The organism is Paenibacillus sp. JNUCC32 (genome assembly GCF_014863545.1).
GTDB classification, from domain to species: domain Bacteria; phylum Bacillota; class Bacilli; order Paenibacillales; family Paenibacillaceae; genus Paenibacillus_AQ; species Paenibacillus_AQ lautus_A.
The window spans coordinates 5,306,010-5,318,156 of record NZ_CP062260.1; the positions used below are offsets into that span (position 1 = coordinate 5,306,010).

General features: G+C 52.4%; 6 protein-coding genes. All 6 read right to left on the reverse strand.

Annotated features, from left to right (window positions below; translation table 11 throughout):
- Window positions 1–110 precede the first annotated feature (110 nt).
- The gene (locus tag JNUCC32_RS23430; protein WP_192570010.1) at window positions 111–6,365 is read right to left on the reverse strand and encodes a 5'-nucleotidase C-terminal domain-containing protein; all 6,255 of its coding nucleotides are present in this window, start codon (window positions 6,363–6,365) and stop codon (window positions 111–113) included.
- A 182-nt stretch (window positions 6,366–6,547) separates the two neighbouring features.
- The gene (locus JNUCC32_RS23435; protein ID WP_192570011.1) at window positions 6,548–7,501 is read right to left on the reverse strand and encodes an ABC transporter permease; all 954 of its coding nucleotides are present in this window, start codon (window positions 7,499–7,501) and stop codon (window positions 6,548–6,550) included.
- 6 nt (window positions 7,502–7,507) lie between these two features.
- Entirely contained in the window at window positions 7,508–8,563 is a 1,056-nt protein-coding gene (locus JNUCC32_RS23440) for an ABC transporter permease (RefSeq protein ID WP_192570012.1), read from the reverse strand.
- Window positions 8,556–10,088: an ABC transporter ATP-binding protein gene (locus JNUCC32_RS23445; RefSeq protein WP_192570013.1), complete on the reverse strand. Its 1,533-nt coding sequence runs from the start codon at window positions 10,086–10,088 to the stop codon at window positions 8,556–8,558. Before JNUCC32_RS23445 ends, JNUCC32_RS23440 begins: the two co-directional genes overlap by 8 nt.
- Window positions 10,089–10,471: 383 nt before the next feature.
- A complete protein-coding gene (locus JNUCC32_RS23450; RefSeq protein WP_192570014.1) occupies window positions 10,472–11,581 on the reverse strand; it encodes a BMP family lipoprotein in 1,110 nt (369 codons plus the stop codon).
- 367 nt (window positions 11,582–11,948) lie between these two features.
- The gene (locus tag JNUCC32_RS23455; RefSeq protein ID WP_012818556.1) at window positions 11,949–12,137 is read right to left on the reverse strand and encodes a hypothetical protein; all 189 of its coding nucleotides are present in this window, start codon (window positions 12,135–12,137) and stop codon (window positions 11,949–11,951) included.
- Window positions 12,138–12,147 lie beyond the last annotated feature (10 nt).

A 12,147-nucleotide genomic window follows, 5' to 3' on the forward strand; every position in this document is an offset into this window, starting at 1 on the left:
CATTTTGTTGATCAATGGAGTGTTCTTTAGCAGATTTGCTGGTGGACGCCCCCCTCTCGTTTATAACCAAGAGGCTAACCCAAAATGCATCCAGCCGCTATAGAACCTGTTTATTTTACGTACGTCAAATCCTGCATCAAACGATGGAGCACAGCGGCGCTTTCGCCGCGGGTGGCATTCGATTTAGGATGGAAGCGCTGCTTCGGATCTCCATTCAGAATATCAAGTGCCGCCAATTCATACACCGCCACCTGAGACCAAACACCGATCGCGGACGCATCGGCAAAATGAGCTTTTGCCGCGTCGACGGGGTTGTATCCGGCATACTCCAGCGCGTTGTAGGCCATCACGGCCATCTCTTCGCGCGTGATCGTCCGATTCGGCTTAAAAGTGCCGTCCGTGTAGCCGTTAATGATATCGGCATCGACGGCTGCCTGGATCGCTCCCGCGTACCAGTCGGATGAAGCCACGTCCTGGAAGCTGCCTGACGCAGCGTCTGCAGAAAGTCCCAATGCCCGGACGACAAGCGCTGCGAACTCGGCCCGAGTAACTGGAGCGTTCGGAACAAAGGTCTGCTCCGTGCGCCCGGTTACGATCATTTTGGCTGCAAGCGATTCAACCTCACCCTTCGACCAATGCGACGCGATGTCCTGGAACGTTACCGGGTTCTGCAACACCAGATACGTGCTGTTCGTGCGGCTATAGATATCGATACGTTGGCCGTTCACCTTGAATGGTACCGGCGTGTATTCGCCGTTTCCATCCACTCGAACAACTGCAATGTCCGTCAACGCATGCGATTTGTCGACATTCAGGGACCGTTTCACATACGTTTGGAACGAATCCAGCGTGAAAGTCTTGCCATTGCCGGACTTCACCGTCACGGTGTAGCTCACGGCTTGCAGCGCTTTATATCCTTTGGACGCCGCTGATTTAAGGGCATCCGCATCGACAGCAAGCTGAATGACCAATTGAAGGCTGCTCATGTCCGAGCCGGCTTGGGCTGCCAGCGCTTGAAGATCGATCTCCGTCTTCGGAAGCTCATAGCTTCCGTAAGGCGTCGCTACCACCAGCACCTGCGCGCTTGTCTGATCAAGCCACGCACGCAGCGCTTCATTCTCGATGGTAACGGATGAAGAAGAGATGGGCTGCGTGCTTGTTACCTCTACGGTAACTTTTCCACCCGTAGGCTGTTTCAGGGCTTCCTTCATGGCCGCTCCGGTCACGCTGCCTGTAACCATACCGTTCTCCACCTTCACCGGCACCTTAATCTTGCCTGGCTCCGCCGGCGGCGTCGTGCCAGGGTTGGAAGGATTCACGGGAGGCGTCGTCGGCCCTGGAGTTCCAGGCGTGCCCGGATTTCCAGGGTTGCCCGGCCCAGGCTCTCCCGGACCACCCGGAAGCGGCGATCCCTTCAAGTCCGTAATCCGTCCTTCCACGGCGGAGGTCTTGGCCGTGATGGTGCCTACCTTTTTCACATAGTTCGAGAACACCTCATAGTCAGGCTTATAAAGCAGGTTCACGCGCCCTTCCAGATAAGCCTTCTCGAGCGAAGCATAGAAATCGCCGCCCTTAGCGGTAAATGCGTTCGTCGCTACTTCATACGATTTATTCATGTCGATCGGCTCGTATCCGTTCTTGCCTTTCACCTCGATGCGCAGGACGCGTGATCCAATCGGCTTGGTCGAATCATAATAGAACCTCATCCCAGCGATATGCGGGAAGCGCCCGTCCTGAGCAGGGGTTTTGGAGACCCCGTTTTCCATGGCTTCTTTGATCTCGGCGCCCGTTAACGTGATCGTGACGAGATCATTGTTAAACGGAAGCACCGTCATGACGTCACCCATCGTGATTTTGCCTGCTTCAATCGATTCGCGGATGCCGCCGCCGTTCTGCAGGGCGATGACCGCATTCGTGCCGGCGGCTTGCGCCGCATCCAGCATGCCATCGGCAATCAGATTGCCGAGATTCGTTTCCTTCGTGCGGACATCGGCGCGGACGCCGTTCAGCTTCACTTCTGTCGTGCCAACCTCCGTTTGTTTCAGTTCCTCCACGCCTGGCTTATATTTGGTATTCAGAATTTGCAAGGCTTCGGGATCCGGCTGAATTACATACTGCTCATTGCTATCTTTCTCGTCAACGGAAATGAGGCTGCTGTTCCACTCTTGCAGAACACCCTCGTCATCAAATACGACCTCAAGCTGGCCTAAGAATTGACCTTTTTCACCTGTCTGCACGATCAGCTTCGGTTCGCTGTCCGTACGGTCCACGACCGCCTGATCCAGCTTGGTGTGACTGTGACCGCCCACGATGATGTCGATGCCCTCGACTTCCTTCGCAAGGTTGACATCCACGTCATAACCGAGGTGCGACAGTACGACGATTTTGTTGATACCTTCATTCCTCAGCATCGCTACGGTGTCTTTTGCCTTTTGCACCGCATTCTCAAAGGTGACGTCTCCCGGCGAAGCGATGTTTGCCGTGTCTTCGGTTGTCAGTCCGATGAGGCCAACCTGCTCCCCGTCTACCTCCATGATGATGGCCGGGTAGATGGTTCCATCCTTGGCATCCCGGGTCACTTCATCCTTGAATTTCTGGGTCAATAAAGCATCGGCCGAAAAATTCACGTTCGAGGAAACAAACGGGAATTTCGCATGCTCGATGAAATCGTTCAGCACCTCGGAGCCTTTATCGAACTCATGGTTACCGAAGGTCATGGCATCATATTGAACCAAATTCATGAACTCCAGATCGGCAAGTCCCAAATATTGATTAAAATACAGCGTGCCTGAGAATACGTCTCCCGCATCCACGAGCAGTGGATTGACCGCATTCGCTTTGGCTTCCTTGATTGCCGTAACCCGGCGCGCAATATTATCCGGCGAGCTTACGGTGTCCAGATTGGCATGCGTGTCATTGGTATGCAAAATCGTCAGCGGGAAGCCGTCCACGGCTTCTTCCTTCAGGTCGATCTGGGCGACGACCGGATCATGATCCGATACGCGGCCCTTGGAGGCCGGGAAATCGGCGTTCAGATGCACGATATCGACTTGCGTAGAACGGGTCAGGTTCTTGCTGACCAGAATATGATCCAGCACCTGCGAGTTTCCGTCATACGTGTACGTGTACTGCTCCTTAAGCGGAAGCGTCTCGATCAGGTTGTCTAATTCGTTGCCCTTTAAAATGTTTGCCGTCTCGGTAAATTGGAAATCATTCAAATCCCCCAGCACGACGACGTTCGCGTCAGGATTAGCGGACACCACGTCTTTCACGAATCCGTTCACGACCGCTGCGATCTGATGGCGCTGGGTTTCGCTGGAGAGAACCGGCGGCTGGGTATTGCCGAATGGTCCTTGGTCTCCGGATTTCGAGTTAAAATGATTCGCGATGACGATCACTTTTTCCCCTTGGAATTCGAACTGTGCTGCCAGCGGCTTGCGCGATGCGTTGAATGCCGCATTCTGCGGATCAATCCGGCCCGGATTCAGGGTTAACTGATCCTTCGCCGCATCATACGCCACGGATTCCGTCGGGGATCCCTTCTTGCCCTGAACGCTGTCCGATAACTGGACGCGATCCGCGTTGTAGAGGAAACCGACCCGAATGTTGGCTCCCGGCGCTCCCCCGTCGTTATTATTCTCTGGTTCAATGTCGGTAAAGCTGTAAGTTGGTCCGCCGGCTGCCTTGATGGCGTTAATCAAGGTCTGGTAGCTTTGATCGGCCGCGGTGGTTCCGTTGTTCTGCTCTCCGTTGTTATCCTGTACTTCGACGAGACCGATAATATCCGGAGACTTGATGTTGTTTACGATCGATTCCGCCAGCTTGTTGATTTTGGCGGAGCTTACGCCCGGGTAGAAATTTTCAATATTATACGTCGCTACTCTGAGCTGTTCGGCATTCACGTCAATAGTAGATACCTCTTGCTTAAAAGAGCTGCTGTCGATTGGAGGCAAGCTGTCTTTGGCAGGGATCACCTTGAAGTTCCCGCCGTTATACCCGATCACGCCGATCACATCATCGGCAAACGTATCGCCCGTGCTCACTTCCTGACCCGGATTGCCGTAAGCAATCAAAAGACGCTGCGGGTTGAAATTGCCGTTCTCTTTCAGAACCAGCCCGCCCGCCGGCGTAGTGACATCGGCGACATCATTTTCGACCCGGGTCGCAATGTTGTAGGTTCCGCTGCTTGTCCAATAGGGACTAATGATCGTTGGCTGCGGAAGTCTGACCAACATGCCCTCCAGCGACTCGTAGAAGTCGATGGCATCCTCCTCCGGATCGAACGTGGTCATGCCGTCATTATCGATAATGGCAGCCGGAATCGGACGTCCGCCTTTGCCTAATAGAACAGGGTCCGGCAGCTGCTGTGCCTGATCGAGCTTCTTGAACGATTGCAGCTCGATTTGAGTGGAAGTCAGGTTGCTGGAGCTTCCCTCGTTATACTCGGCCACTTTACCGGCTACGCTTACCAGATCTCCGATTAGAGGACGGTTTGGATCCGTGGAATACACGAAAATGGCATCCGAGGTATTCGGATTGGAATCCGGCTTCGGATCCTGGATATAGAATCCCTTAATGCTGCCGTTAGAGAACGTATAACCGTACTGGGTTACAACGCCTTCAATATCGGTTACCGTCTGTCCGTTATACGGCGAAACATGGTCCTCGCCTTGGATATCCGCGATGCGCGGCTGCTGAGTAGCCTTGTAAGCAAATTCGTATACCTTGCTCACATCCACACCCGAGACGACGATCGCTTTGATGGTTGTGTCACGGTCAATCTGAATCGGTGCGCTGTACAGCGTGCTTGCTGTCGTAGGAACCGATCCATCAAGCGTATAATAGATGCTTGCGCCTTGCGTAGGGCTGGACAGCGTCACCGTTCCCCCGGTAATGATCGGTCCGGCGCCCGGACTTGCGATTACGGAGAACATCTCTTCGATTAAGGCATCCTCGCCTAATGGAATCAGCTCATAGATATTTCCGAACTGCTTCACCACGCCCGTGATGCGGCTGAAGGTTTTCACCGTCTTCAGCTTGGACAAGCCGGAATAGATGATGAATTCATGCCCGCCTTGCTCGGCTGTGTATTCCCCAGGTCTATTCTCGGATTTGATGGTGACATCATTCAGGGAGACTAGTCTTGCCTCATAATTCTCCCCTGCAGCTGAAGATAGATCAGCTCCGGTAATTGGGAGAGCCTGCGGCACTCCGACTTGGTTCCCCGTTACGTCGTGCGGCAGCAAGGCGTGCGGTTTTATCTCCTGAAGATTGTTGTAAATCTCCATCACGCCGGCCACGCTCACCCGGTCGCCAACGCTGGCATTAAGCGGGTAATCATAGAGCACGATACCTGCCGTATCGTCTTGAATATAGGTCTCTCTCCCTTCGATATGCGTAATGATACCTTCCGTCCAAACATGCTCGCCTTTCGCCTTGCTGCGGGCATCAGCGACGGACGTTTGCGTTAAAATATCGTATTGGAACGAGGAGACCGGCCCATCCGGCTGGCCATCTTGGGCTGCATAGGCATGCACCCGCGTAGGCTCGTTAAGGATGATCGGGCCGGTGACGAGTTGGAATCCGGACCCGTTCCCGCCGGACAAATATACATCCGCATAAACGGAAGCGCCTACTGTAGGCGGATTCAGCGTAATCTCCGTTCCGGCTGGCCAGGCATTAGGCTCCGGATTGGCCGTTACCGCTCCCAGGCCCGAGCCAGGCGTGACCGGCGTAACGGGACTCGCACTGTTCCGGGGATCGGGCGTCGTAACGGTAAAATCGGCCGCATTGTTATCCGTGTCGCGGCCGCGGTCATTTTGACCAACGGTCAATTCCTTGCGGATCGCTGCCGTGCTGTTGGATAGAGCTGCGGTCGGGCTCGTTTCATACTCTGAAGCGGACCCATAGCCAATGAGGTCGATGCGATCGCCAGCGGCGTTCACCAGATCTACTTTGCCATTGGAGCCGCTAAGGTTCAATGCTCCTGCAGCATCAGCTGTCGGCAAAGAAGCACCTACCGAGCCGCTACTCTGCTGTTGGATTAAGTAATAAGCATAAGGTTCTATGGTACCAGTTAAAGAGGTCGTGCCGTTAAAAGTGCCTGATGCGCTTGCATAACGTACCTTCCAGCCTGTAAGGTCGACCGGACTGCTGGTCGGATTGAACAATTCGATAAAATCATGAGTAAAAGATGCCCCGCTATTCCCGCCGCCACCGTACACTTGGCTGATCACAACCTGGTCATGTCGGGGAGAAGCCTCCGCCACCTTCACGGGACTAAAAGGAACGATGATACTCAGAAGCATCACGATAACCAAAAGCACACTTAACGGCCTTTGGCACCTATATAATCGAATGCGCATTCAGGTGTTCACTCCTCTATTCTATTAAATTTTCTTACCTTATTTACTATATATACCAGATATGTTTTGGGAGTTCTAACCTAAAGTATGCTGGATGTAAAAAAACCTCCGATAGACCTAAACCCAAAGCTGGATAGGCATATCAGAGGTTCTATTTGTCTTACATCGACTTGCGCAATGCGTTACCGTTTACCTGAATCGAACGGCTCCCCTACCGCTTTCGGCGCATTCGAGGATTTGGAGAAAATCACGAGCGCGATCAGCGTGACGATATAAGGGAAGATCTTGAGAATGACCGGCGGGATTACCGCCAAGGACGGAATGACTTGGGATACGTTGGCTACCGTCGTGGCAAATCCGAAGAACAAGGTCGCCAGCAGGATGCCGAGCGGCTTCCATTGTCCGAAGATGAGGGATGCCAGGGCCAGGAACCCCAGTCCCGCAACGTTCCCCGTAAATTCGCCGGAATACGTCAACAGAATGACAGCCCCACCGAGTCCGGAAAAAGCACCCGAGATCATGACGCCCACATACCGCATGGACTGCACCTTAATACCGGCTGCTTCAGCCGCGTGCGGATGCTCACCGCAGGACCGGAGCCGCAGACCGAAAGGTGTTCTGTACAATATGAGCGCGCTTAGCACTAATACTAATAGAACAAGCCAGGTTGTTGCATAGGTTTTGGTAAAAAACAAATCCCCAATAACCGGTATCTTGGAGAGCAGAGGCACATCAAACGGCGCAAAACCATTCGTGATCGTAATCTTGCCGCTGCCCGTAATGTTACGGGCAAGGAAAATCGTCAAGGCACCCGCAATCATGTTGATCGCCGTACCGCTTATGATCTGATTGGCACTGAGGTTAATGCTGGCAAATGCATGCAGTAGCGAGAATAGCGCGCTCGCTGCCGCCGCGGCCAAAAGCCCTACCCATAATACCCACGATTGGCCAGGCCATTGGGCCTGCATTTTGAAAATGACAAAGGCGCCGATGAAAGAACCGACAATCATTAAGCCGTCAAGGCCGATATTGACGACCCCGCTTCGTTCACTGAACAGTGCGCCTAACGCAGTAATCAAAAGCGGGATCGTGTAAGCGATGGCATACGGAAAAATCTGTTCAATCGTTGTCCACATATGTCCTTACTCCCCCTGCTTTTTATTTGCCGCGCGACGCAGCTTCAATTTACGGTACAGACGCTCGATCAAAATGCTGGTTGCCGCAAAATAGATAATGATGGCGATAATCGAATCGGCGATTTCCGGCGGAATCTCCGTCATAGCATTCATAAAACCTCTGCCCGAGTAGAGAATCCCGAAGAACAGGGCCGACACCAAAACACCGATAGGTGCGTTGATTCCAAGCAGGGCTACGGCAATGCCGTCAAAGCCTTGGCTCGGCAGCACGCCGATCTGCATGCTGGAGGCATTCCCCGCATACTGTGCAACACCCGCGAGGCCCGCGAGGCCGCCGGAGATGAACATGGACAGCACGATGCTGCGTTTAACGGCGATCCCCGCATATTCGGAAGCGTGCCGGTTGAATCCAACCGCTTTCAATTCGTATCCGAGCGTTGTTTTGTTAATAAGGAAAGCGACGACCAGAACGGCGATCACCGCGATAAAAAAGCCCAGATTGACATAAGAACCTTGGAACATATCGGTGAGCCACTGCTGATGCAGCATGGCTTCCGGCGGAAGCTGGCGCGATTCCGTCTCGAGGCTCGCCCCTTTGAAGTAACCCGGAATGACATAATAAACGGTCCAGTAGGCCGTCCAGTTCATCATGATCGTGGACACGACCTCATGCACGTTATATTTAGCCTTCAAGAAACCGGGAACCACCGCCCATAGTGCGCCGCCGATGAACCCGACCAGCACCATGACCAACAGGAGCAGGGCCCGCGGCAGATCAAGTGAAAGGCCGACAGCCGTTGCGCAGAACCCGCCGATCAGCATTTGGCCCGCAGCACCGATATTGAACAGCCCGGTACGGAAGGCAAAAGCCACGGACAAACCGGTCAAAATAAGCGGAGTCGCCGTCGCCAGCGTATTACCGATCCGCTCGGGATTTTTAAGCCCGCCTTGGAGGAGATACTTATATCCTTCTACCGGATTATGCCCGGTCAGCGCCATAAGCAGTGCCCCCGCGATGAGTCCGAACAGGACGGCAAGCAACGATTTTACGCTGTTATTCATGTGGTGCCTCCTCTTTTTGATACCCGGCCATCATCAGTCCGAGCTCTTTTTCGTTCGTTTCGGAGGTTTTTACGATTCCTACCAGTTCACCGTTATTGATAACGGCAATGCGGTCCGACAGATTCAGCACTTCATCAAGCTCCAGGGAAACCAGCAGAACGGCTTTCCCCTTGTCCCGCTGCTCGATCAGACGACGGTGAATATATTCAATCGAGCCTACGTCAAGGCCCCGGGTCGGCTGAACGGCAATAAGCAGATCCGGATCGCGCTCTACCTCGCGGCCGATGATTGCTTTTTGCTGGTTACCGCCGGACATCGAACGCACGATCGACCGGCCGCCCGTTCCGGAACGCACATCAAAGCTCTGAATGATATGCTCCGCATGCTTGCGGATCGCTGCCGGCTGCAGCAGCCCGTTCTTGGAATACGGTGGGCGGTTATACACCTCAAGGATCAAATTCTCTTCAATCGTATAATCCAGCACGAGGCCCCTCTTCTGGCGGTCCTCCGGAATGTGGCCGATTCCGCTCTCATTACGCTGACGGACAGATAGACCGTTGAGCGTTTTTCCATTCAAGCTCACCGTTCCGCTCTCCGCTTGACGCAAGCCGGTAATGGCTTCTATCAGTTCCGATTGACCATTACCGTCCACGCCGGCAATGCCCACGATCTCACCGGCATGCAGATCCAAGCTAAATCCTTTGAGTGCTTCGACTTTTTTACTGTTTTTTACCGTAAGTGACTGGATCTGAAGAACGGCTTTGCCAGGGTTACTCTCCTGCTTATCCACCTTAAAGGAAACGCTGCGGCCTACCATCATTTCGGCCATCGCTTCGCGGCTCGTATCGGCTACGTCAACGGTGCCGATTGTTTTCCCCCGGCGAATGACGGTGCAGCGGTCCGCAACCGCTTTAATTTCTTTCAATTTATGCGTGATCAGAATGATGGATTTGCCTTCGTTGACCAGGTTCTTCATAATGCCCTGTAAATCTTCGATTTCCTGAGGGGTCAGCACCGCCGTGGGCTCGTCAAATATGAGTACTTCCGCATCACGGTACAGCATTTTGAGAATTTCCACGCGCTGCTGCATCCCTACCGAGATATCCTCGATTTTGGCATAGGGGTCTACGTTGAGCCCGTATCGTTTGGACAGCTCCTCGACCCGCTTGGCTGCGGATCTCACGTCTAAACCAAAGTAATACTTGCGCGTCTCGCTGCCGAGAATAATATTCTCGGTCACGGTAAACGGCTCGACTAATTTAAAATGCTGATGGACCATCCCGATTCCGAGTTTGTTCGCGACGTTCGGATTCGAAATCCGCACGTCCTTGCCGTTGACTTTGATCACGCCACGGTCAGGCTGGTACATGCCAAACAGGATGCTCATCAGGGTCGACTTCCCGGCACCGTTCTCGCCGAGCAGCGCGTGAATCTCGCCCTTCTTTAGTTGAATCGTGATATCGTCATTGGCCACGATCCCCGGAAATTCCTTGCGGATGCCCACCATCTCGACAACATAGTCCATGGTTTTGGGTCCTCTCCTTCTTTTTTGTTGGATATCTTCCTGTTCATCATTAACCGCTAAAAAACGCGGATCGACTCACTTCCAAACAGCCAGAACGCAGTTCGATAGAGATCATTCTACATTCAATATCAGGGTGCAATCGCTTGCGCCAGTGATACGGTCTGATACCTAAAATAGCCCCACAAAGTGGAGCCTATGCTTCGATGCTTGTTGCAAATACTTTGCGGGGGCCCCAAAACATATACATGCGATTACAGAATTGCTTACGCTTCGCTGAAATAATACCTTAAAAAAAGACGGAGGGAATCCGTCTTTTTTCATGCGGTATCGCTGCTTTTCAAGTAAGCCTATCCACGCTCCGCAGATAATCTTAGTGTCTTGAATTATTTAATCAATTCGCCTTGCTCTGCGGCTACTTTAATTTCGCCGGCTTTAATCTTCCCAAACACTTCGTCTACTTGCTTCAGAACGTCCTCGCTCAAGTTCGGGTTATTCTCAGGAAGTCCGACGCCATCATTGGTCGCATCCAGAGTAAGCGTCTGTCCGCCCGGGAATTTGCCTTCTATTTCAGCTTTGATCATATCGTAAGCCGCATGGTCGATTTTCTTGACAGCCGAAGTCAGGACAACCGACTTGTCGCCTTCGTAAACGCCGTCTTGATACTGGTCAACGTCGACGCCGACGATCCAAACTTCGGATCCCTGCTGCACACGAGTCTTCGCTTCGTTAATAGCTCCGACGCCAACGCCGCCTGCTGCTGCAAAAATAACATTTACGCCGCGGTCATACATCTGTGCCGCCAATTGGCTGCCTGCTGCAGTGTCGTCAAAGGTTCCTTGGTATACAACGTTTTCTTTGTTAATCACCAGTTTCGTACCGAGATTCTCGTTAGCATAAGCTACACCCTGCTGAAAGCCCCAGTTGAACTTCTGTACAGGCGGAATTTCCATGCCGCCGATAAAGCCTGCTTGTCCATCCTTCACATGAAGCGCTGTTGCTACGCCAGCCAGGAAGCCGGACTCCTGCTCTGCGAAGAAGATGGATACGGTATTTTCCTTAACGACTGGATCGGCGTCAGCTGTAGGGCGTGGTGATCCATCGATAATAACGAATTTAGCGTCTGTGTACTTTTCCTGTGCTTTAAACACAGCTGTCTCGAATTTGAAGCCTGGCGTTACGATGAATTTAAATCCGGCATCGTAAAGGTTTACAATTTCCTTCGAATAGTCAGCCTCTGTCTGTCCAGCTGGCTTCAGGTATTTATGCTCCATTTTGAAGTCCTCGTTCGCCTTCACGATACCTTCGTATGTGCCTTGGTTAAACGACTTGTCATCGATGGTTCCCGCATCCGTAACCATCCCTACCTTGAAGTTTGCCTTAGGTGCGTCGCCGCCTGCGCCGCCGCTTGGCTCTGACGCCGGTTTGTCGCCGCAGCCTGCCAGCATTGTGACAGATAACGCCAAACTGATTAAAGATATGACCCCTTTTTTCATTAAGGATAACCCTCCTAGGTATATATGCCCGAATACTAGATTCGCGCTATTTACAATATATTAATAAAAGTGACCCTTTTCAACATAAATTTGGGTGAATCTGTCAAACTGCATCTGTGCCGCGGTGAAACGTTTAAGACATGTTTTATTCCAATTCTAGTAGAGATAGGGAGAGATAATTTTCGCATCGTTGATTTGACGGTTTTTATAGATAACACGGGGATTACAGGCGGTGTGATACGAAGCGTGGACAGGGATTCAGACCCTTTGATTTGGTAAAAAATAAATACGCTTTACGAAAAGAAAGCACCTCGGCAAGGTGCTTATAAACATGCTGTTCATTCAATGAATGGCTGTGAATGATTATTCACTTGCGACGGATTTTCATCATGCGGTTATATGTAATGAATGCGGCAATAATCATCGCGATAAAACCCAGATTGCTCGCCGACTCCGGCGACATGCCAAACACGCCCGCCAAACTCGTAACCAAGTTATTCGTAAGCAGCGCCACCGCAATCAGCATGACCGGACGCCACACGCTGTACCTTTTCATCCTCGCAACA